Below are 22,636 nucleotides of genomic sequence, written 5' to 3'. Positions count from 1 at the left end.
AGATGATAATCATCTGCATTTGAGGGCTTGTCTTTAGATATATCTTGAGTAATATCTTGCGATATATCTAAACAGACGGAGCCCTTCCCCATGCGCGACCACGACCCCTTCGAACGCCGTCCCGGCCGCGGCGAACGTGGCCCGCGGGTATTCGCCCCGGGCGACCTGAAGTTGCTGATGCTTTCGATGCTGGCCGAGCAACCCGGCCATGGCTACGACCTGATCCGCCAGATCGAGACCCTCTTCGACGGCAGCTACAGCCCCAGCCCCGGGGTGATCTACCCCACACTTAGCTATCTCGAGGAAGCCGAGCTGGTCACCGGCGCCATCCAGGGCAGCAAGCGCCTCTACGCCATCACCGATGCCGGCCGCAGTGCCTTGCAGGAACAGGCCGTCGCCCTCGACGGCGTGCGCATGCGCATCGAGGTTAGCAAGCGCGCCCTGCGCGGCCACGACCGGCCGCCGGAAATCCATGAAGCGGTCGGCAACCTGCGCCACGCCCTGCACATGCACAGCGGCCGCTGGACCAGCGAAGAGATCGAGCGGGTGCGCAACCTGCTCAACGACACCGCCAAGGCCATCGCCTCCGGGCCGGCCAACCTTGTTACGGAGAACACCCCATGAGCGACACCATTCATCGCGTCAACCATGAGATTCGCCAGCGCCGCCTCGAAGTGCTGCGGGTCACCGACCTCACCCCGCGCATGCGCCGCATTACCCTCGGTGGCGCGGAGCTAACCGGTTTCACCAGTGTCGGCACGGACGACCACATCAAGCTGCTGTTCGCCTGCACGCCCGAAGAGCAGCAGGCCATCGACGCGCGCAACCTGGGCCGTGATGGCGGCGCCCGGCCGACCATGCGCGAGTACACGCCACGGCGCATCGACCTGGTGAACAACCAGCTGGATATCGATTTCGTCCTGCATGGCGATGGCCCCGCCTCCACCTGGGCGGCCCAGGCCGCGCCCGGCCAGACCCTGGACATCGCCGGCCCGCGGGCCTCGATGGTGGTGCCGGATATCTTCGACAGCTACTTGCTGATCGGCGACGAGACGGCGATCCCGGCCATTGCCCGTCGCCTGGAAGAACTGCCGGCGGGCCGCCAGGTACTGGCGGTGATCCAGATCGAGGACGAGCAGGAGCGCCAGGTGCTGACGAGCAAGGCCCAGGTCGAGGTGATCTGGGTGCGCCGGCACCAGGAGGATGTGCTGGAGCGAGTGAAGCACCTGGCGTTGCCCCAGGGCCGGTTGTATGGCTGGGTGGCGCTGGAGAAGGCTCTGACCCGCCAGGCCAAGGCGCTGCTGCTGGAGAAAGGCGTTCCCGAGGATGCCCTCAAGGCTGCGGCTTACTGGCGAGCTGACGGCACTGCCGACGACGAATGATCAGAATCTGCACACCCCGTGTAGGAGCGGCCTTGCCGAGGTGTCGGCCCGGTCGGAAAGGGCTGCAAAGCAGCCCCGGGATCTCAGCGCCAAGGCAGAAATTGCCGAGGCCGCTGTGCGGCCCGTTCGCGACACAAGGCCGCTACTACAGGGATTGCATATGGCCAATCTCATGAATGCCTGCGCCAGCGATCCAACCCCAGCAATACCAACCCGATCCCCCAGAATCCCGCCAGCACCATCAGGGCATTGCCCAGCACCTGCCCATATCCCAACCGTGCCACGTCGATGAACGGATAGGGATAGACCCCAATCTCATGCCCGCGTAGCAGCACGAAGGCAAAATACAACACCGGGTACAGCGCCCAGGCCGCCAGGTGCCAGAGCCGCAATTGCCCCTTGGGCACCTCCAGCCACCAGTACAGGACGAACACCAGCGGCATCACATCGTGCAGCAGTTCGTCCGCCAGCCACTGCCAGCCCCGGGGCTGCCAAAGGTGGCGCAGCAACAGGCTGTAGGCCAGTGCCACAAGCAGAATGCTCGCGGCGATGCATGAGCTCACAGCGGGTGACAAGAACCAGCGCCTGGCCGCCGACTCGCGGCCGAACGCGGCCTGGCTGAGCACGGTGGCCACCAGCGTATTGCTCAACACCGTGAAAAAACAGAATAGGTTGACCAGCCCGCCGATCAGGCTGGCCTGCTCCTGCCAGCGCGCCAGCAGCACCAGGTACAACTGGATCGCCAGACCCGTCCAGCCGAGGACGGCCGCCAGGGTCAGCCAGGGGCGGGGCGGCATCAGCCTTTGCGCTGCAGCTTCACGTACAGCTGCTCGACCTTTTCCCGTGCCCACGGGGTCTTGCGCAGGAAGGTCAGGCTCGACTTGATGCTCGGGTCGCTTTTGAAGCAGCGGATGTCGACGCGCTCGGCCAGGCCCTGCCATTGGTAGTGCGCCACCAGTTCGGTAAGGATCTGCTCGAGGGTCTTGCCGTGCAGCGCGTTGTGATTGGCCGTGCTCATGCCAGTGCTCCAGGTTCGGGAAGGTGCGCACCTTACACGAGTGTAGTGGCATCTACAGCCTCTACCGCTGAGCCCTGTAGGAGACTGCCCAGCCCTTCGGGCCACGCTGTCGCGCTGGAAACTGTCCTCTGTGGGAGCGGCCTTGCGTCGCGAAAGGGGTGCGCAGCGGCCCCAGGTTCTGAGCCACCATCAAAAATTGCCGGGGCTGCTGCGCAGCCCTTTCGCGACGCAAAGCCGCTCCCACAGGGCTGGACGATCGCCTACAGGGTAAACACGTTACTTCACAAAGTACTGGCCCGTGGCAAACAGCTTGTGATGAAATGTTATAAAGTAACTATTAACAATTCTGCCAAGGAACGCCACATCCCCATGCGTCACATGCCGCTGCACCTCTCTCCCCTTGCCGTCGCGCTCTGGCTGGCCTCCACCTCCAGCCAGGCCGTGGAACTGCAACCCCAGGTGATCACTGCCAACCCGCTGGGCAACGCCCAACTGGCCGCGCCCAGCACCGTCCTCGAAGGCGACGACCTGCTGCAACAGCAACACGCCAGCCTCGGTGAAACCCTCAACAAACAGCCCGGCGTCGCCTCCACCTGGTTCGGCCCCGGTGCCAGCCGCCCGGTAATCCGCGGCCTGGACGGCGACCGTATTCGTATCCTGCGCAACGGCGTCGGCGCCCTGGACGCCTCGTCGCTGTCCTACGACCACGCCGTGCCACTGGACCCGGTCACCGTCGAGCGGGTCGAGATCGTCCGCGGCCCGGCCGCCCTGCTATATGGCGGCAACGCCATCGGCGGCGTGGTCAACACCTTCGACAACCGCATCCCCGACTCACCCATCGACGGCATCCATGGCGCGGGCGAGCTGCGCTACGGCGGCGCCGACACCACCCGCAGCAGCGCTGGCAAGCTGGAGGCCGGCAACGGCGCCTTCGCCCTGCACCTGGACGCCAACAGCCGCCAGTTCAACGACCTGCGCATCCCCGGCTACGCCCGCAGTTCGAAGGTCCGCGATGCCGACGAGCCCGGCGGCAAGCACCGCCTGGAGAACAGCGATGGTCGCCAGGACGGCGGTGCGATCGGCGGTTCGTACCATTGGGATCACGGCTACACCGGCCTGTCCTACAGCCGCTACGACAGCAACTACGGCTCGGTGGCCGAGCCCGGCGTGCGCCTGGACATGCAGCAGGACCACTACGGCTTCGCCTCGGAACTGCGCGACCTCGACGGGCCGTTCAGCTCGGTCAAGGTCGATGCCGGCTACACCGACTACCAGCACCGCGAAATCGAAAGCGGCGAGGTGCACACCACCTTCAAGAACAAAGGCTACGAAGCGCGCATCGAGGCCCGTCACCAGCCGCTGGGCCCGGTCGAGGGCGTGGTCGGCGCCCAGGTCAGCCGCAACGAATTCTCCGCGCTGGGCGAGGAAGCCTTTGTCCCGCACACCGATACCGACAGCCTGGCGCTGTTCCTGCTTGAGCAATGGCAGGCCAGCGAACGCCTGAACCTGAGCCTGGGCGCGCGCCTGGAACACACCCGGGTCGATCCGGATGCCAAGGGCAACGAGAACTTCGCCGGGGCCGACAGCGCCAGCAGCTTCAACGCCTTGAGCCTGTCCTCGGGCGCGGTGTACCAGCTCGACCCGATCTGGTCGCTGGCCGCCAACCTTGGCTACACCGAGCGCGCGCCGACTTTCTACGAGCTGTACGCCAACGGTGCCCACGTGGCCACCGGCGCCTACGAGATCGGCGATCCGAACCTGAACAAGGAGAAGGCCATCTCCACCGACCTGGCCCTGCGCTTCGACAACGGCACCCACAAGGGCAGCGTCGGCGTGTTCTACAGCCATTTTCGCAACTACATCGGCCTGATTGGCACCGGCAACCTGCGTGAAGGCCATCATCACGACCACGACGATCATGACCACGATCACGACCATGATCATGACCACGGCGATATCCTCGAGTATGCCTATCAGGGCGTGCGGGCACGTTTCTACGGCATCGAGGCCCAGGACCGCTGGCAACTGCTGAAAAACCGCTACGGCAGCTTCGCCCTGGAACTGTCCGGCGACTACACCCGGGCCAAGAACCTCGACAGCGGCGAGCCGCTGCCGCGCATCGCCCCGCTGCGCCTGAACAGCGGCCTGGTCTGGGAGCTGGACCGCTGGCAGGCGCGTGTCGATGTGCAGCACGCGGCGTCACAGCATCGCAAACCGGCCAACGAGACCAGCACCGATGGCTACACCACCCTCGGCGCCAGCCTGGGGTATCGCTTCGACATCGGCCAGAGTGAATGGCTGGCCTTCGTGCGCGGCGAGAACCTCACCGACCAGACCGTGCGCTATGCCAGCTCGATCCTGCGTGATATCGCGCCGGCGCCGGGGCGTAGTGTGCAAGTGGGGCTGCGTACCAGCTTCTGATTGCCAGGGGCGCTATGCGCCCCTTTCGCCGGCAAGCCGGCTCCCACAGGACTGCGCTGTACCGGTGGGAGCCGACTTGCCGGCGAATAGGCTACGGTGCAGCCTCCTGCGCACTTACTGTTACCCCGTCAGCAACAATCCCCTGCGACATTTTGTCTTTTTTTCTTACAACTTCCCCTATATCCTCCCCGCCGCAAGCTGAATCGCTTCATTCGATACCCAACGCAGTCATTTCCCTTCGAAGATCTCGCACTTCGTTGCGCTTGCCGTTTCTTCAAAAATCAAAAGATAGCGCTATCTCATGCTCCAGCTGCCCAATACCCGCTACTCCGGCCTCGCCCTCGCCACCCTGCTCGGCGCCCTGTCCCCCACCACCAGCGCCAGCGAAATGTTCGCCAAGGACTCGCCGTGGATGCTCGGAGACTGGGGCGGAACCCGCAGCGAGCTGCTGGAGGAAGGTTATGACTTCACCCTCGGCTACACCGGCGAGATGGGCAGCAACCTGCACGGCGGCTACAGCCATGACCGCGCGGCGCGCTACAGCGACCAGTTCACCTTCGGCGTGAACATGGACCTGCAAAAGATCCTCGGCTGGCAAGACACCGAGTTCCAGCTGACCGTCACCGAACGCCATGGCGACAACATCAGCAACGACCGCATCAACGACCCGCGCGTCGGCGGTTTCACCTCGGCCCAGGAGGTCTGGGGCCGTGGCGAGACCTGGCGGCTGACGCAGATGTGGATCAAGCAGAAATACTTCGATGGCACGCTGGACGTGAAATTCGGCCGCTTTGGCGAAGGCGAGGACTTCAACAGCTTCCCCTGCGACTTCCAGAACCTGGCGTTCTGCGGCTCGCAGGTGGGCAACTGGGTCGGCGGCATCTGGTACAACTGGCCGGTCAGCCAGTGGGCCCTGCGCGTGCGCTACAACCTGAACGACGCACTCTACGCCCAGGTCGGCGTTTTCGAGCAGAACCCCTCCAACCTCGAGAGCGGCAACGGCTTCAAGCTCAGCGGCAGCGGCACCCAGGGCGCGGTGATGCCGATCGAACTGGTCTGGAGCCCGCGGGTCAATGGCCTGAAAGGGGAATATCGCGCCGGCTACTACTACAGTAATGCCAAGGCACAGGATGTACTCAAGGACAGCACCGGCGCGCCTGCCGCCATCAGCGGCGCCGCCTACCGCAGCAGCTCGAGCAAGCATGGCCTGTGGCTCGGCGCCCAGCAGCAGGTAACCGCGCTGGCCTCCGACCAGTCGCGCGGCCTGAGCCTGTTCGCCAATGCCACGGTGCACGACAAGAAGACCAATGCCATCGACAACTATGTGCAGGCAGGTGTGGTTTACAAAGGGCCCTTCGATGCCCGCGCCAAGGACGACATCGGTTTCGCCCTGGCCCGCGTGCACGTCAATCCCGGCTACCGCAAGAACGCCCGCCTCATCAACCAGGCCAACGGCCTGGACGACTACGACAACCCCGGTTTCCTGCCCGTGCAGGACACCGAATACAGCGCCGAACTCTATTACGGCATCCACCTGGCCGATTGGCTCACCGTGCGCCCGAACCTGCAGTACATCCGCCATCCGGGCGGGGTGTCGCGGGTCGACGACGCCCTGATCGGCGGCCTGAAGATCCAGAGCAGTTTCTAACCCGACCCTTTCACACTACGGAGAACAGACGATGAGCACTGACGGTGCCAAGAATGGAACCCGCTGGCTACCGCGCCTGATGGGCGTATTGCTGCTGCTGATGGGGCTGGCCCTGCTGGCCGGCGGCATCAAGCTGAGCCAGCTGGGTGGCTCGCTTTACTACCTGATTGCCGGTATCGGCTTCGCCTTGTCCGGCATCCTGCTGCTGGCCAAGCGTCGCATCGCCCTGGGCCTGTATGGCCTGATGCTGCTGGGCAGCACCGCCTGGGCGCTGCTGGAAGTCGGCCTGGACTGGTGGCAGCTGGTGCCGCGCCTGGCCATCTGGTTCGCCATCGGCGTGGTCCTGCTGCTGCCGTGGGCACGCCGCCCGCTGGTCGGCCCCGCGTCGAAAGTCAACACCGCCCTGCTCAGCGTCGCCGTGGTCGCCTCCGGCGCCACCGCCGTGGCCAGCCAGTTCACCCACCCGGGCGAGATCCGTGGCGAGTTCACCCGCGACAACAGCGAGATGGGCAGCGCCGCTCCGGCCATGCCGGAGGGTGAATGGCAGGCCTACGGCCGCACCGAACACGGCGACCGCTACTCGCCGCTGCGCCAGATCACGCCGCAGAACGCCTACCGCCTGGAAGAGGCCTGGCGCATCCGCACCGGCGATCTGCCAAGCGAAAACGACCCGGTGGAGCTGACCAACCAGAACACCCCGCTGAAGGTCAACGGCATGCTCTATGCCTGCACCGCCCACAGCCGCCTGCTGGCCCTGGACCCGGATACCGGCGCCGAAATCTGGCGCTACGACCCCCAGGTCAAGAGCCCTACCGGCACCTTCAAGGGCTTCGCCCACATGACCTGCCGCGGCGTCTCGTACTATGACGAGAACAACTACGTCAGCCGTGACGGCAGCCCCGCGCCGAAGATCACCGACGCAGGCCAGGCCGTGGCCCAGGCATGCCCGCGCCGCCTGTACCTGCCCACCGCCGACGCCCGCCTGATCGCCATCAACGCCGACACCGGCAAGGTCTGCGAAGGCTTCGCCAACCAGGGCGTGATCGACCTGACCCGCGGCATCGGCCCGTTCACCGCCGGTGGCTACTACTCCACCTCGCCCGCGGCGATCACCCGCAGCCTGGTGATCATCGGTGGCCATGTCACCGACAACGAATCGACCAACGAGCCGTCCGGCGTAATCCGCGCCTACGACGTGCACGACGGCCATCTGGTGTGGAACTGGGACAGCAACAACCCGGACGACACCAAGCCCCTGGCCGACGGGAAAATGTACAGCCGCAACTCGGCCAACATGTGGTCGATCGCCAGCGTCGACGAAGACCTGGGCATGATCTACCTGCCGCTGGGCAACCAGACCCCCGACCAGTGGGGTGCCGACCGCACTCCGGGTGCCGAGAAGTACAGCGCCGGCATCGTCGCCCTGGACCTGGCCACCGGCAAGGCGCGCTGGAACTACCAGTTCACCCACCACGACCTGTGGGACATGGACGTCGGCAGCCAGCCGACCCTGGTTCACCTGAAGACCGACGACGGCGTCAAGCCGGCGGTCATCGTGCCGACCAAGCAAGGCAGCCTGTACGTGCTCGACCGCCGCGACGGCACGCCGATCGTGCCGATCCGCGAGATCCCGGTACCGCAGGGCGCCGTGAAAGGCGACCACACCGCGCCGACCCAGGCCCGCTCCGACCTCAACCTGCTCGGCCCCGATCTGACCGAACAGGCCATGTGGGGCGCCACGCCGTTCGACCAGATGCTCTGCCGCATCCAGTTCCGCAGCCTGCGTTACGAAGGCCAGTACACGCCGCCTTCCGAGCAGGGCAGCCTGGTCTACCCAGGCAACGTAGGCGTGTTCAACTGGGGCAGCGTGTCGGTCGACCCGGTGCGCCAGATCCTCTTCACCTCGCCGAACTACATGGCCTTCGTGTCGAAAATGATCCCGCGCGAGCAGGTAGCAGAAGGCAGCAAACGCGAAAGCGAGACCAGCGGCGTGCAGCCGAACGCCGGCGCGCCGTACGCGGTGACCATGCACCCGTTCATGTCGCCGCTGGGCATCCCGTGCCAGGCACCGGCCTGGGGCTATGTGGCGGCCATCGACCTGTTCACCAACAAGGTGGTGTGGAAGCACAAGAACGGCACCACCCGCGACAGCACCCCGGTGCCGATCGGCATGCCGGTGGGCGTGCCAAGCATGGGTGGCTCGATCGTCACCGCCGGTGGCGTGGGCTTCCTCAGCGGCACCCTGGACCAGTACCTGCGCGCCTATGACGTGAAGAACGGCCAGGAGTTGTGGAAGGCTCGTCTGCCGGCCGGCGGCCAGGCCACGCCGATGAGCTACACCGGCAAGGACGGCAAGCAGTACGTGCTGGTCACCGCGGGCGGCCATGGCTCGCTGGGCACTAAAATGGGCGACTACATCATCGCTTACAAATTGGCTGAGTAAGCGTCACGCCTGTCGCAGGGCAGGCCCGCTCCCAACCAGGGAGCGGGCTTACCCGCTATTGTTCCCCCCGCGGTTCTCCCCCCTTCGTCTACCATTGAAACCTGCCCACCACCGCCCCATCTAAGCACCATAGCCATTCACGCAGGTGCCCCATGAGCGACCAGCAGGATTTCCCTGAACATCCCGACGAACACAGCGAAGTCGAACACCTCGATCCCCAGGCCGCCCCCGGCCACCACCTCGCCCTGCCCGGCCAGCAACTGCCGGACAAGGTCTACGTGATCCCGATCCACAACCGCCCATTCTTCCCCGCGCAAGTGCTGCCGGTGATCGTCAACGAAGAACCTTGGGCCGAAACCCTCGACCTGGTCGCCAAGACCCCGCACCACGCCCTGGCGCTGTTCTTCATGGACACCCCGCCGGAAGACCACCGCCACTTCGACACCAAGGCCCTGCCCGAGTACGGCACCCTGGTGAAGGTCCACCACGCCAGCCGCGAAGGCGGCAAGCTGCAGTTCGTCGCCCAGGGCCTGACCCGCGTGCGTATCCGCACCTGGCTCAAGCACCACCGCCCACCCTACCTGGTGGAGGTCGACTACCCACGCCAGCCGGCGGAGCCCACCGACGAAGTGAAGGCCTACGGCATGGCCCTGATCAACGCGATCAAGGAACTGCTGCCACTCAACCCGCTGTACAGCGAAGAGCTGAAGAACTACCTCAACCGCTTCAGCCCCAATGACCCCTCGCCACTCACCGACTTCGCCGCCGCCCTCACCTCGGCCACCGGCAACCAGCTGCAGGAAGTGCTCGACTGTGTACCCATGCTCAAACGCATGGAAAAGGTCCTGCCGATGCTGCGCAAGGAAGTCGAGGTGGCCCGGCTGCAGAACGAGATCTCCGCCGAGGTGAACCGGCAGATCGGCGAGCACCAGCGCGAGTTCTTCCTCAAGGAGCAGCTCAAGGTCATCCAGCAGGAGCTGGGCCTGACCAAGGACGACCGCAGCGCCGACCTGGAGCAGTTCCAGCAGCGCCTGGAGGGCAAGACCCTGCCTGACCAGGCGAAAAAGCGCATCGACGAGGAGATGGGCAAGCTAGCCATCCTCGAGACCGGCTCGCCGGAGTACGCCGTCACCCGCAACTACCTGGAATGGGCCACGGCTCTGCCCTGGGGCGTGTACGGCAAGGACAAGCTCGACCTCAAGCACGCGCGCAAGGTCCTCGACCGCCACCACGCGGGCCTGGACGACATCAAGGAGCGCATCCTCGAGTTCCTCGCCGTGGGCGCCTGGAAAGGTGAGATAAGCGGCTCCATCGTGCTGCTGGTGGGTCCGCCGGGCGTCGGCAAGACCAGCATCGGCAAGTCCATCGCCGAGTCCCTGGGCCGACCGTTCTACCGCTTCAGTGTCGGCGGCATGCGCGACGAGGCCGAGATCAAGGGCCACCGCCGCACCTACATCGGCGCCCAGCCGGGCAAGCTGGTGCAGGCGCTGAAGGAAGTCGAGGTGATGAACCCGGTGATCATGCTCGACGAGATCGACAAGATGGGCCAGAGCTACCAGGGCGACCCGGCCTCGGCGCTGCTGGAAACCCTCGACCCGGAACAGAACGTCGACTTCCTCGACCATTACCTCGATCTGCGCCTGGACCTGTCCAAGGTGCTGTTCGTCTGCACCGCCAACACCCTCGACTCGATCCCCGGCCCGTTGCTCGACCGTATGGAAGTGATCCGCCTGTCCGGCTACATCACCGAGGAAAAGCTGGCCATTGCCAAGCGCCACCTGTGGCCCAAGCAGCTGGACAAGGCCGGCGTGGCCAAGACCAGCCTGAGCATCAACGACGCCGCCCTGCGTGCGGTGATCGAGGGCTATGCCCGCGAAGCCGGTGTGCGTCAGTTGGAGAAACAGCTGGGCAAGCTGGTGCGCAAGTCGGTGGTCAAGCTGCTGGAAGATCCGCAGGCCAAACTCAAGATCGCCGCCAAGGACCTCGAGCCCGCCCTGGGCATGCCGGTGTTTCGCAGCGAGCAGGTACTGGCCGGCAAGGGCGTGATAACAGGTCTCGCCTGGACCAGCATGGGCGGTGCCACCCTGCCGATCGAGGCCACGCATATCCACAGCCTCAACCGCGGCCTCAAGCTCACCGGGCAGCTGGGTGACGTGATGAAGGAATCGGCAGAGATCGCCTACAGCTACATCAGCTCGAACCTCAAGCAGTTCGGTGGCACGCCCGGCTACTTCAACGAGGCGTTCATCCACTTGCACGTGCCCGAGGGCGCCACGCCCAAGGATGGCCCCAGCGCCGGCGTGACCATGGCCAGTGCCTTGCTCTCGCTGGCCCGCGACCAGGCGCCGAAGAAAGGCGTGGCCATGACCGGCGAGCTGACCCTGACCGGCCAGGTGCTGCCGATCGGCGGGGTGCGCGAGAAAGTGATCGCCGCGCGACGGCAGAAAATCTTCGAACTGATCCTACCGGAGGCCAATCGTGGCGATTTCGAAGAGCTGCCTGACTACCTGAAGGAAGGGTTGAGCGTGCACTTCGCCAAGCGCTTTACCGACGTGGCGAAAGTGTTGTTCTGACAGCCCGTCTTCGCGGGGCCAGCCAGCTCCCACGCATACGCTGTGGGAGCTGGCTGGCCCCGCGATGGCCCCCCACCACCCCACAAAACTGCGACAGCTTCGGTTATCCTCAGGCCATTCCAGCTTCAGGAGCCAACATGTCTCTCCCTCGCCTGCTTGTTCCCGCCGCCCTGGCCCTGCTCACCGCCTGCGCCCAGCAACCGCAACGCACCGTCGAACTGGACGGAGAAAGCGAGTGCCCCAAGCGCCTGGTCGTCGGCCAGACCATGACCCTCACCCTGCCCAGCAACCCCACCACCGGCTACCGCTGGCTGCTGCAGAACCCGGCTTCGGAGATCCTGCGCAGCCTCGGTCCCGAGGTATACAGCTCCCCGGAACAAGCCGGCATCGTCGGCAGCGGCGGGCTTTCCACCTGGCGCTTCCAGGTCAAGGCCGCCGGCGAAGGCCACCTGATCCTGGTCTACCAGCAGCCCTGGGCCCCTGAAGTGCGACCGGTGCAGACCTTCGATTGCGCCATCCGGGTGAAGTGAGCGCACGGCGCCGGTCAGCGAGTCATGCAAGCTTGCCGTGGTTTGGCTAGAATGCCGCCCCTGTAGATTGCCAGCCGCCTGGACCCGCCCGTGAGCAAACAACCCGACCGCCTTTTCGCCCAGCCCCTGGAGCAGGTGCCCGACTTCGTCTTCAACGAAGACGTGGTGCAGGTGTTCCCGGACATGATCAAGCGCTCGGTGCCCGGTTACCCGACCATCGTCGAGAACCTCGGCGTGCTGGCCGCGCGCTTCGCCCAGCCGAACTCCGTGCTGTACGACCTCGGCGCCTCGCTGGGCGCGGTGACCCAGGCGCTGCGCCGCCATGTGCGCACGGACGGCTGCCGGGTCATCGCGGTGGACAACTCCGCGGCCATGGTCGAGCGCTGCCGCCAGTACCTCACCGCCCAGGACTCGATGTTCCAGGAGCTGCTGCCGGTACAGGTGCTGGAGGCGGACATCCTCACCCTGCCCTTCGAACCGGCCTCGGTGGTGGCGATGAACTTCACCCTGCAGTTCGTCGCCCCAGAGCAACGCCTGGAGCTGCTCGGCCGCATCCATCAGGCCCTGTTGCCGGGCGGTGCGCTGATTCTCTCGGAAAAACTGCGCTTCACCGACGCGCAGGAGCAGGACCTGCTCAACGAACTGCACCTGGACTTCAAACGTGCCAATGGCTACAGCGAACTGGAAATTGCCCAGAAACGCAGCGCCATCGAGAACGTGATGAAGCCCGACACCCTGGAAACCCATGAGCAGCGCCTGCGCGCCGCCGGCTTCTCCAAGGTCGTGCCCTGGTTCCAATGCCTCAACTTCGCCTCGCTGATAGCCCTGCCATGATCGATCTGTCCCCCCTCGTCCGCCGCCTGGCGGGCACGCCCCTTGCCACCTGGTCCCAGGGCCTGCAGGCGCAACTCGAAGCCAAGCTGGAAAAGGGCCACGGCGACCTCGACCGCTGGCGCGGCGCCCTCGAGGCACTGCCGCGGCTGACCCCCAGCGAAATCGACCTGGTCGACGGCCTGCGTCTGGACTGCGCCTGCGACGACGCCACCCGGGCGCAGATGCGGCAGGCACTGATGGGCCTGTCGCCCTGGCGCAAGGGCCCGTTCGACCTGTTTGGCGTGCATGTCGACACCGAGTGGCGCTCTGACTGGAAATGGTCACGGGTCGGCCCACACCTGGACCTCAAGGGCAAGCGCGTGCTCGATGTAGGCTGCGGCAACGGCTACTACCAGTGGCGCATGCTCGGCGCCGGCGCCGACATGGTCATCGGCGTGGACCCCAACTGGCTGTTCTTCTGCCAGTTCCAGGCCGTGCAGCAGTACCTGCCTGAACTGCCGGCCTGGCACCTGCCGTTCGCCCTCGAGGAGCTGCCGGCCAACCTCGAAGGCTTTGATACCGTATTTTCCATGGGCGTGTTCTATCACCGCCGCTCGCCCATCGAGCACCTGCTGGCGCTCAAGGACTGTCTGGTCAAGGGCGGCGAACTGGTGCTGGAAACCCTGGTGATCGAGGGTGACGAAAACCAGGTGCTGGTACCCGAGGATCGCTACGCGCAGATGCGCAACGTCTGGTTCCTGCCGTCGGTGCCGGCCCTGGAGCGCTGGTTGCGCCGCGCCGGCTTCAGCGATGTGCGCTGCGTCGATGTCAGCGTCACCAACGTCGAGGAGCAGCGCAGCACCGAGTGGATGCGCTACCAGTCGCTGGGCGACTTCCTCGACCCGAACGACCACGACAAGACCATCGAAGGCCTGCCAGCCCCGCGCCGCGCCACGCTGCTGGCACGCAAATAAAAAAAAGGGCGCCCGTTCGGGCGCCCAGGTTCACCTGCGCCGAGGAGCTGTCGCGGCGCAAGTGTGTGGTACTCAGTCCTTGGCCAGTTCCCGGGCCTTTTCCTCGGCCTTGCGCTCGCGCTCGGCCAGCGCCTGCTGCTTGTCCCCGTACAGGCGCGCCTGGTCGTCGCGGAACGCTTGCCAGAATTGCTTCGAACGCTCAGCCCCGCCTTCGGCGAAAACGCTGGTGCTGCCCAGGGCGAGAATCGCCAGCAGCAGGTACTTGGTCAGGTTCATCGTGCTTGCCTCGTGATAACCGTTTCGACAGGGCCATCATCGCAAGCGGGAGCTAACACCAAGGTGAGGCGGACATTACAGTCTTGCAAGAGAGCCGTATCGCGGAACAAGCCCGCTCCCACAGGATCACCCTGTCAGGCACATGACCCGCGCATTACAAATCCGTTATTCCCGCCGCTTGCCCATTCGCATCCAGTAACATCCTCGCCGCTTGACCCTGATGTCACTACAGGGTCGAGAATCGCCCCCTTTCCACACAGAGCCCGACCATGCGCCTACTGATCATCGAGGACGAACCCCGCACCGCCGACTACCTGCAACAGGGCCTGCGCGAGAACGGCTACGTGGTCGACTGCGCCCATACCGGCACCGACGGCCTGCACCTGGCCCGCCAGCAGGCGTACGACCTGGTGATCCTCGACGTCAACCTGCCCGGGCTCGATGGCTGGGGCGTGCTGCAGCGCCTGCGCGCCGAATCCTCGACGCGGATCATGATGCTCACCGCCCATGGCCGTCTGGCCGACCGGGTCAAGGGGCTGGACCTGGGCGCCGACGACTACCTGCTCAAGCCCTTCGAGTTTCCCGAACTGCTGGCGCGCATCCGCAGCCTGCTGCGGCGCAACGACCAGCACCTGCAGCCGAGCACGCTGAAGGTCGCCGACCTCGAACTCGACCCCGGCCGCCACCGCGCCTGGCGCGGCGGCCAGCGCATCGACCTGACCGCCAAGGAGTTCGCCCTGCTGCACCTGCTGATGCGCCAGAGCGGCGAAGTGCTGTCACGCACACAGATCATCTCGCTGGTGTGGGACATGAACTTCGACTGCGACACCAACGTGGTTGAGGTCTCGATCCGCCGCTTGCGAGCGAAGATCGACGACCCGTTCGAGGACAAGCTGATCCACACCCTGCGCGGCGTCGGCTACGTGCTCGAGGCCCGGGCGTGAAGCGCCGCCCGAGCCTGTCGCTGCGCCTGGGCCTGACCGTCACCCTGCTCGGCGCGGCACTGGTCTTGCTGCTGGCGTGCCTGGCGGTGTTCGCCCTCGACCACGAGCTGGACAGCCGGGCGCGCAAGGACCTGGCGCGCAAGATGCTGCAAGTCGAGCACAACCTGCGCGTCGATCTGCGCAGCGATGACCTTGGCGCCCGCGCCCACCCGCTGCTCGACCTGGTCATGGGCCATGACAACCTCAGCCTCAGCGTGATGGCCATCAACGGCCGCCACCCGGCCCTGCTCAGCCTGGGGCCGGCGCTGCAGTCGCAGCACCTGCTGGACCTGGAGGCCGACAACCGGCTGACCTTCCACACCTGGCGCGACGACGATGGCAACCAGATCCTCACTGCCAGCCGCCTGATGCGCCTGCGCGACGACACCCCGGTCAAGGTGCTGATGTCGCTCAACCGCAGCGACGACAACAGCCTGTTGCAGGCCTACCTGCACTCCACCCTGCTGGCCCTGCCGCTGCTGCTGGTGCTGATCGGCATCGCCGCGTGGAAGCTGGTGCAGCGAGGCCTGCGCCCGCTGCGGCACTTTCGCCGGATCGCCGGGCAAGTCTCGGCCCAGGACCTGGAGCATCGCCTGCCGGACGAGGGCCTGCCCGTCGAACTGGCCGACCTGGCCCGCGCCATCAACGTGATGCTCGACCGGCTCGACCAGGGCGTGCGTCAGCTGTCGCAGTTTTCCGACGACTTGGCCCACGAACTGCGCACGCCCATCGGCAACCTGATGGGCAAGGCCCAGGTCACCCTGGCCCGCGAGCGTGATGGCGACAAGTACCGCGAGGCGCTGGAAGACAGCGTCGAGGAGCTGACTCGGCTCAACCGCATCATCAACGACATGCTGTTCCTGGCCCAGGTCAGCCAGCCGCAGACCCAAGTAGCCCTGGTTCCCGTGGCGCTGGCGGACGAAGTGGCGCGGGTGAGCGAGCTGTTCGCCTTCAGCGCCGAGCTCAAGGGTATCTCCCTGCACCTGCAAGGCTGGGGTACCGCGATGGCGGACAAGCTAATGTTCCAGCGGGCGCTATCGAACCTGCTCAGCAATGCGATTCGCCATGGCCCTGAAGGCCAGCCAGTGGCCGTGGGCATCGAGCGAATCGGCGACCAGATCGGCGTGTGGGTGGAAAATCGCGGGCCGGGGATTGGCGAGGCATACTTGCCGCACCTGTTCGAACGGTTCTACAGGGCCGGCGCCGGACGTTCACGATTGGACGGCGGGACGGGGTTGGGGCTGGCGATCGTCAAGTCGATCATGCAGCTGCATGGGGGACGGGTCGAGGTGAGCAGCCAGGTCGAAGGGCCAACTCGGTTTACCCTCCTCTTCAAAGCCGAATGACGCTGGGGCTGCCTTGCAGCCCCAGGGGCTGAATCAGCGCGAAGCGGCGACGATCAGCGCCTTCATCTCCGCCACCGCCGCCTTGAAGCCGACAAACAGTGCATGGGCCACCAGCGCATGGCCGATGTTCAGCTCGTTGATGCCCTTGATTGCCGCCACCGCCTCGACGTTGTGGTAGTGCAGGCCATGACCGGCATTGACGATCAGGCCCTGGCCAACACCAAACGCCACGCCATCGACGATGCGCTTGAGCTCCTCGGCGACCTCGGTCGGCGTCTCGGCATCGGCATAGCGGCCGGTGTGCAGCTCGATAGCCGGCGCACCGACCCGGCGCGAGGCTTCGATCTGCCGCTCGTCGGCATCGATGAACAGCGACACTTCGGCGCCGGTGCGCGACAGACGCTCGACCGCCGCCTTGATCCGCGCCTCCTGGCCGGCCACATCGAGGCCGCCTTCGGTGGTCAGCTCCTGGCGGGTTTCCGGCACCAGGCAGATATGCGCCGGGCGGATCTTCTCGGCGAAGGCCATCATCTCCTCGGTGACGCCCATCTCGAAGTTCATGCGGGTCTGCAGCACGTCCTTGAGCAGCAGCACATCGCGCTCCTGAATATGCCGGCGGTCTTCGCGCAGGTGCACGGTGATGCCATCGGCACCCGCTTCCTCGGCGTCCAGGGCGGCCTTGACCGGGTCCGGATAGCGGGTGCCCCGGGCCTGGCGCAGGGTCGCCACGTGGTCGATGTTGACGCCGAGAAGCATGCGGTTGCTGTGAGTCACGAAAGGGCTCTCCTGAAGATTGAGCCCCACAGCATACGTCGTGCTCAGCGCTTGCGAAACAGTTCCCGGCTGACCAGCGGCTTGGGCCCCAGGTGAACCGCCAGGGCCTGGCGCATCAGGCGCTTGGCGGCGAGCAACGCACCAGGCGCTTCCCAGTCGGCCTGGGCCAGGGCCAGCAGTTCGCTGCCCTTGAACAGCCCGGGCTGGAACAGCTCGACGCGCTCCAGGCCGGCGTCAACCTGCAGGCGATAGAGCCCTTCGGCGACGACGGCAGTGTCGTTGACGTCATGATCCAGGGCGAAGGCATAGCCCAGCTCGTCCAGCAGGCGCCATTCGAAGGAGCGCAGCAACGGCTCCAGCGGCCGCCCGGCGGCCAGGGCCTGCAAGGTCAGGGTGTAGTGCTCGAACAACGCCGGATGCGGCGCCTCGGCGGGCAGCAGGCGCATCAACAGCTCGTTGAGGTAGAGCCCGCTGAACAGCGCATCGCCGTGCAGCCAGGCTGCGATGCCAATGCTGTCCATGCGACCGACGTTCTTCAGATCGCCGCGCCCGCGCAGTTCGACTTCCAGCGGCACGAACGGCCGCACCAGGCTGCCACCCTTGCCCCGCGCCCGGCGCAGCACCGCCCGCACCCGCCCCAGGGGGGTGAGGAAGTCCACCAGCGCGCTGGTTTCCTTGTAGGCGCGGCTGTGCAGCACGTAGGCGGGTTGGGGGGTGGGTTGGTCCATTCGGATCTCTCGATGCCAGAAATGCCTGTGGGAGCGGGCTTGCCCCGCGATCGCCTTCGCGGGGCAAGCCCGCTCCCACAAGAGCAAAAGCAGGGATTGGGGCTTACAGGTCGCCGTAACCCAGAGAACGCAAGGCGCGCTCGTCGTCGGACCAGCCACCCTTGACCTTCACCCACAGGTTGAGCATGACCTTGGAGTCGAACAGCACTTCCATGTCCTTGCGCGCCTCGGACCCGATACGTTTGATACGCTCGCCCTTGTCGCCAATGATGATCTTCTTCTGCCCGTCACGCTCGACCAGGATCAGCGCATGGATGTGCAGCACGTGGCCCTGCTGCTTGAACTCCTCGATTTCCACGGTGATCTGGTACGGCAGCTCCGCACCGAGCTGGCGCATGATCTTCTCGCGCACCAGTTCGGCGGCGAGGAAGCGGCTGCTGCGGTCAGTGATCTGGTCTTCCGGGAAGAAGTGCTCGTTTTCCGGCAGGTGCTTGGCGATCTGGGCTTCCAGCGCTTCGAGGTTGTGCCCCTGCTGCGCGGAAATCGGCATCACTTCGGCGTTCGGCAGTTGTTCCTGCAGCCATTGCAGATGCGGGATCAGCTCGGCCTTCTCTTCCATGCGGTCGGTCTTGTTGACCGCGATGATCAACGGGCCGGTCACGTACTGCACCCTCTCCAGCACAAGCTGGTCCTCGTCGGTCCACTTGGTACGGTCGACCACGAAGATCACCACGTCGACATCCTTGAGGGCCGCCGAGGCGTTGCGGTTCATGTAGCGGTTCAGCGCCTTGTCGTTGGCCTTGTGCATGCCGGGGGTGTCGACGTAGATCGCCTGCACGTCACCCTCGGTCTTGATGCCGAGCATGTTGTGGCGGGTGGTCTGCGGCTTGCGCGAGGTGATCGCCAGCTTCTGGCCGAGGATGTGGTTGAGCAGCGTGGACTTGCCCACGTTGGGGCGACCGACGATAGCGACATAGCCGCAGCGGGTCGAAGTGTTCTCAGTCATTGCCATTCTCCACGCCCAGGGCGATCAATGCGGCGGCAGCGGCGACCTGCTCGGCGATACGCCGGCTCACGCCCTGGCCGCGGCTTTTCTTGTTCAGCAGGACCACTTCGCACTCGACGAAAAAGGTCCGGCAGTGCGGTTCGCCCTGGATGTCCACCACTTCATAGCGCGGCAGTTCGCAGGCACGCGACTGCAGGAACTCCTGCAGGCGGGTCTTGGGGTCCTTGTTGGTGTCGACCAGGGTCAGCCCATCGAACTCGTCGGTCAGCCAGGCGAGGATCCGCTCGCGGGCGGTCTGCATGTCGGCGTCCTGGTAGATCGCCCCGATCAGGGCCTCGAGGGCGTCGGCAAGAATCGACTCGCGACGGAAACCTCCGCTTTTCAGCTCACCCGAGCCCAGGCGCAGGTACTCGCCCAGGTCGAAGCCGCGGGCCAGCCGCGCCAGGGTCTCGCCCTTGACCAGGCGTGCGCGCAGGCGCGACAACTGGCCTTCACGGGCCTGCGGGAAGCGCTCGAACAGCGCCTCGCCGACCACGAAGTTGAGGATGGCATCGCCAAGGAACTCCAGGCGCTCGTTATTGCGCCCGGCGTAGCTGCGATGGGTCAGGGCCAGCAGCATCTGGTCCTGGTTCTTGAAGGTGTAGCCGAGCTTGCGCTCCAGGCGGGCCAGGGAAGCGCTCATGGGGCCACCCGTGCAATGTTCAACGCGTTGTTCAAATCAACATCCTGAAAGACGGTTTGACTGCGGTCTGTCGCCGGAACCGACGAAAGCTCTCGCTCCTTGAGAACACAGCCTATGTCAGAAATGCAATCGGCGCTGTCCGTGGACAGCGCCGTCGTTACTCAATGGATCAGCCCGACCCGCGACAGATTCGGGAAGTGGCTGAGCTTTGGCTCGGGCCAGCTCATCCAGACCGCGAACGCCTTGCCGACGATATTGTGGTCCGGAACCATGCCGTGCAGCTCCTTGGGAATGTTCGGATCATCCCAGAAGCGGCTGTCGTTGGAGTTGTCGCGGTTGTCGCCCATCATGAAGTAATGACCGGCCGGCACGGTCCATTGCTGGTCCGGCGGCATGCGGTAGCGGGTCATTTCCTTGCGGATCAGGTGCTCGGCTTCACCGAGCTTCTCCTTGTACAGCTCGGCGCTGCCCAGGGTGCCCGGCTCGCTGCCGACCAGTTGCTCGGCGATCGACTGGCCGTTGACGAACAGTCGCTTGTCGCTGGTGTAGCGCACCACGTCACCCGGCAGGCCGACCACACGCTTGATGTAGTTGACATTGGGGTCGCTCGGGTAGCGGAACACCATCACATCCCCGCGTTGCGGATCGCCCACCTCGATGACCTTCTTGTCGATCACTGGCAGCCGAATACCGTAGGAGAACTTGTTCACCAGGATGAAGTCGCCCACTTCCAGCGTCGGCTTCATCGACCCCGACGGGATCTGGAACGGCTCGACCAGGAACGAACGCAGCACCAGCACGATGAACAGCACCGGGAAGAACGACTTGCCGTATTCGACGAGCAAGGGCTCCTTGTTCAGGCGTTCGACCACGGCCATTTCGGGCTGGCTGACGCTGCCCTGGTAGTTGGCGATCGCCGCCCGCCGGCGCGGGGCCAGGAACAGCAGGTCGATCAGACCCAACAGACCGCAGACGGCGACGGCGATGACGAGCAACAGCGGGAAATTTAGCGACATAGGACCTAGCTATCCAACCTGAGCACGGCAAGGAAGGCTTCCTGTGGAATCTCCACGTTACCCACCTGCTTCATGCGTTTCTTACCGGCCTTCTGCTTCTCCAGCAGCTTCTTCTTACGGCTGACATCGCCACCGTAGCACTTGGCCAGTACGTTCTTTCTGAGCGCCTTGACGGTTGTCCGCGCGATGATCTGGCCGCCGATAGCTGCCTGGATCGCCACATCGAACATCTGCCGAGGGATCAGTTCCTTCATCTTTTCGGTCAACGCGCGGCCTTTGTAGGCGGCGTTGTCGCGGTGCACGATCAGGGCCAGGGCATCGACCTTGTCGCCGTTGATCAGTACGTCCAGCTTGACCAGGTTGGCCGACTGGTAGCGGTCGAAATGGTAGTCCAGCGACGCATAGCCGCGGCTGGTCGACTTCAGGCGGTCGAAGAAGTCCAGCACCACTTCGTTCATCGGCAGGTCGTAGCGCACCTGGACCTGGCTGCCGAGGAACTGCATGTCGCGCTGCACGCCACGCTTCTCGATACACAAGGTGATGACGTTGCCCAGGTGCTCCTGCGGCACCAGGATGGTCGCGGTGACGATCGGCTCACGGAAGTCGTTGACCGCCGAGACGTCCGGCAGCTTCGACGGGTTGTCGACAGTGATGGTTTCGCCGGTCTTGAGTTCGAGCTCGTAGATCACGCTGGGCGCCGTGGTGATCAGGTCCAGGTCGTACTCGCGCTCCAGGCGCTCCTGGATGATCTCCATGTGCAGCATGCCGAGGAAGCCGCAACGGAAGCCGAAGCCCAGGGCGTCGGAGCTTTCCGGCATGTACTGCAGCGACGAATCGTTCAAGGTCAGCTTCTGCAGGGCGTCGCGGAAGTCCTCGAAGTCGTCGGAACTGACCGGGAACAGGCCGGCGTAGACCTGCGGCTGAATCTTCTTGAAGCCTGGCAGCACTTCGACTTCAGGGGTGTTGGACAGGGTCAGGGTGTCACCCACCGGGGCGCCATGAATGTCCTTGATACTGGCGATGATGAAGCCCACTTCACCGGCTTTCAGATCAGCGGTCTGGGTGTGCTTGGGCGTGAACACGCCGACGCTGTCGACCAGGTGCACCTTGCCGGTGGACTTGACCAGGATCTTGTCGCCCTTCTTGACGCGGCCGTGGCGCACGCGCACCAACGAGACCACGCCCAGGTAGTTGTCGAACCAGGAGTCGATGATCAGCGCCTGCAACGGCGCGTCGATATCGCCTTCCGGCGCGGGGATGGTCTGCACCAGGCGCTCGAGCACCTCGTCGACGCCCATGCCGCTCTTGGCGCTGCAGGCCACGGCGTCGGTGGCGTCGATACCGATGATCTTCTCGATCTCGTCCTTGACGCGGTCCGGGTCGGCCTGGGGAAGGTCCATCTTGTTCAGGACCGGCATCACCTCCAGGCCCTGCTCGATGGCGGTATAGCAGTTGGCCACCGATTGGGCCTCGACGCCTTGACCGGCGTCCACCACCAGCAGCGCACCCTCGCAGGCGGCCAGCGAGCGTGAGACTTCATAGGTGAAGTCGACGTGGCCGGGGGTGTCGATGAAGTTCAGCTGGTAGACCTTGCCGTCCTGCGCCTTGTAGTTGAGCGTGACGCTGTGGGCCTTGATGGTGATCCCGCGCTCGCGCTCGAGGTCCATGGAGTCCAGGACCTGGGCTTCCATTTCGCGCGCCGACAGGCCACCGCACATCTGGATGAAACGGTCGGCCAGCGTCGACTTGCCATGGTCGATGTGGGCGATGATGGAGAAATTGCGGATATGACTCAAATCACTCACGGGTCAACACTCGAAAAGGCTGCGAGCCGGACGCCCGCCGAAAAATAGCCGGGAATTGTACCTCAAGCCGGAGGGATATGGGAGAACCCTTGTCACCTGCCTATCGGTTTAGCGTGGGAGCGGGCTTGCCCCGCGATGGCGTCCGATCAGCTGAAAATGTTGCCTGATCGAGCCACATCGCGGGGCAAGCCCGCTCCCACGCAGGACCATCAAGCCTG

Annotated in this window: 20 protein-coding genes; 11 read left to right on the top strand and 9 right to left on the bottom strand. The window is 65.0% G+C overall.

Features of this window, described 5'->3' with window-relative positions; genetic code table 11:
• Positions 1-90: 90 nt before the first annotated feature.
• Complete coding sequence (locus AC25M7_RS10110; RefSeq protein WP_028690106.1) at positions 91-624, top strand: PadR family transcriptional regulator; 534 nt, start codon at positions 91-93, stop codon at positions 622-624.
• Entirely contained in the window at positions 621-1,382 is a 762-nt protein-coding gene (locus tag AC25M7_RS10105) for a siderophore-interacting protein (protein WP_028690107.1), read from the top strand. Before AC25M7_RS10110 ends, AC25M7_RS10105 begins: the two co-directional genes overlap by 4 nt.
• Positions 1,383-1,552: 170 nt before the next feature.
• Here AC25M7_RS10105 and AC25M7_RS10100 read toward each other — a convergent pair whose 3' ends face one another.
• Entirely contained in the window at positions 1,553-2,179 is a 627-nt protein-coding gene (locus tag AC25M7_RS10100) for a Pr6Pr family membrane protein (protein WP_062363515.1), read from the bottom strand.
• Complete coding sequence (locus tag AC25M7_RS10095) at positions 2,179-2,400, bottom strand: VF530 family protein (RefSeq protein ID WP_028690109.1); 222 nt, start codon at positions 2,398-2,400, stop codon at positions 2,179-2,181. Before AC25M7_RS10095 ends, AC25M7_RS10100 begins: the two co-directional genes overlap by 1 nt.
• A 369-nt stretch (positions 2,401-2,769) precedes the next feature.
• Between AC25M7_RS10095 and AC25M7_RS10090 the strand changes: the two genes are divergently transcribed.
• The 7 genes from AC25M7_RS10090 to cmoB all read left to right on the top strand — a co-directional run bounded on the left by AC25M7_RS10090 (position 2,770) and on the right by cmoB (position 13,802).
• On the top strand, positions 2,770-4,821 hold the full coding sequence (locus AC25M7_RS10090; protein ID WP_486970990.1) for a TonB-dependent receptor: 2,052 nt from the start codon (positions 2,770-2,772) through the stop codon (positions 4,819-4,821).
• 301 nt (positions 4,822-5,122) lie between these two features.
• Positions 5,123-6,469, top strand: a complete 1,347-nt coding sequence (locus tag AC25M7_RS10085; RefSeq protein WP_062363509.1) for a carbohydrate porin — start codon at positions 5,123-5,125, stop codon at positions 6,467-6,469.
• A 31-nt stretch (positions 6,470-6,500) separates the two neighbouring features.
• Positions 6,501-8,912 (top strand): glucose/quinate/shikimate family membrane-bound PQQ-dependent dehydrogenase, encoded by a 2,412-nt coding sequence (locus AC25M7_RS10080; protein WP_028690112.1) that lies wholly within the window; start codon positions 6,501-6,503, stop codon positions 8,910-8,912.
• Positions 8,913-9,064: 152 nt separating this feature from the next.
• Positions 9,065-11,485, top strand: coding sequence for an endopeptidase La (lon, locus tag AC25M7_RS10075; RefSeq protein WP_062363506.1), 2,421 nt, complete (start codon positions 9,065-9,067; stop codon positions 11,483-11,485).
• A gap of 137 nt (positions 11,486-11,622) precedes the next feature.
• The gene (locus tag AC25M7_RS10070) at positions 11,623-12,015 is read left to right on the top strand and encodes a protease inhibitor I42 family protein (RefSeq protein WP_486970989.1); all 393 of its coding nucleotides are present in this window, start codon (positions 11,623-11,625) and stop codon (positions 12,013-12,015) included.
• Between the two features lie 90 nt (positions 12,016-12,105).
• The gene (cmoA, locus tag AC25M7_RS10065; RefSeq protein WP_028690115.1) at positions 12,106-12,849 is read left to right on the top strand and encodes a carboxy-S-adenosyl-L-methionine synthase CmoA; all 744 of its coding nucleotides are present in this window, start codon (positions 12,106-12,108) and stop codon (positions 12,847-12,849) included.
• A complete protein-coding gene (gene cmoB, locus AC25M7_RS10060) occupies positions 12,846-13,802 on the top strand; it encodes a tRNA 5-methoxyuridine(34)/uridine 5-oxyacetic acid(34) synthase CmoB (protein WP_486970988.1) in 957 nt (318 codons plus the stop codon). The genes cmoA and cmoB overlap by 4 nt, the downstream gene beginning before the upstream one ends.
• A gap of 72 nt (positions 13,803-13,874) precedes the next feature.
• Here cmoB and AC25M7_RS10055 read toward each other — a convergent pair whose 3' ends face one another.
• Entirely contained in the window at positions 13,875-14,078 is a 204-nt protein-coding gene (locus AC25M7_RS10055; protein WP_062364203.1) for a hypothetical protein, read from the bottom strand.
• Between the two features lie 269 nt (positions 14,079-14,347).
• Between AC25M7_RS10055 and AC25M7_RS10050 the strand changes: the two genes are divergently transcribed.
• Together AC25M7_RS10050 and AC25M7_RS10045 are read left to right on the top strand one after the other, a co-directional pair.
• Positions 14,348-15,022, top strand: a complete 675-nt coding sequence (locus AC25M7_RS10050) for a heavy metal response regulator transcription factor (protein WP_062364201.1) — start codon at positions 14,348-14,350, stop codon at positions 15,020-15,022.
• Positions 15,019-16,407: a heavy metal sensor histidine kinase gene (locus tag AC25M7_RS10045; RefSeq protein WP_088852667.1), complete on the top strand. Its 1,389-nt coding sequence runs from the start codon at positions 15,019-15,021 to the stop codon at positions 16,405-16,407. The genes AC25M7_RS10050 and AC25M7_RS10045 overlap by 4 nt, the downstream gene beginning before the upstream one ends.
• Before the next feature lie 33 nt (positions 16,408-16,440).
• Here the strand turns inward: AC25M7_RS10045 and pdxJ are convergent, their stop codons facing one another.
• The 6 genes from pdxJ to lepA form a co-directional block, all read right to left on the bottom strand.
• On the bottom strand, positions 16,441-17,163 hold the full coding sequence (pdxJ, locus tag AC25M7_RS10040; RefSeq protein WP_189656959.1) for a pyridoxine 5'-phosphate synthase: 723 nt from the start codon (positions 17,161-17,163) through the stop codon (positions 16,441-16,443).
• 62 nt (positions 17,164-17,225) lie between these two features.
• On the bottom strand, positions 17,226-17,909 hold the full coding sequence (recO, locus tag AC25M7_RS10035) for a DNA repair protein RecO (RefSeq protein ID WP_486970987.1): 684 nt from the start codon (positions 17,907-17,909) through the stop codon (positions 17,226-17,228).
• Positions 17,910-18,012: 103 nt separating this feature from the next.
• A complete protein-coding gene (gene era / locus AC25M7_RS10030) occupies positions 18,013-18,915 on the bottom strand; it encodes a GTPase Era (RefSeq protein WP_028690122.1) in 903 nt (300 codons plus the stop codon).
• Complete coding sequence (rnc, locus tag AC25M7_RS10025) at positions 18,908-19,597, bottom strand: ribonuclease III (RefSeq protein ID WP_028690123.1); 690 nt, start codon at positions 19,595-19,597, stop codon at positions 18,908-18,910. The genes era and rnc overlap by 8 nt, the downstream gene beginning before the upstream one ends.
• A 161-nt stretch (positions 19,598-19,758) precedes the next feature.
• A complete protein-coding gene (gene lepB, locus AC25M7_RS10020; protein WP_028690124.1) occupies positions 19,759-20,613 on the bottom strand; it encodes a signal peptidase I in 855 nt (284 codons plus the stop codon).
• 5 nt (positions 20,614-20,618) lie between these two features.
• Complete coding sequence (gene lepA, locus AC25M7_RS10015) at positions 20,619-22,418, bottom strand: translation elongation factor 4 (RefSeq protein ID WP_028690125.1); 1,800 nt, start codon at positions 22,416-22,418, stop codon at positions 20,619-20,621.
• Between the last annotated feature and the right edge of the window lie 218 nt (positions 22,419-22,636).

It is taken from the genome of Pseudomonas sp. P106(2024), from assembly GCF_057480815.1.
Note: the sequence above shows the minus strand (reverse complement) of the source record. Positions and strands in the feature narration are given on the sequence as shown.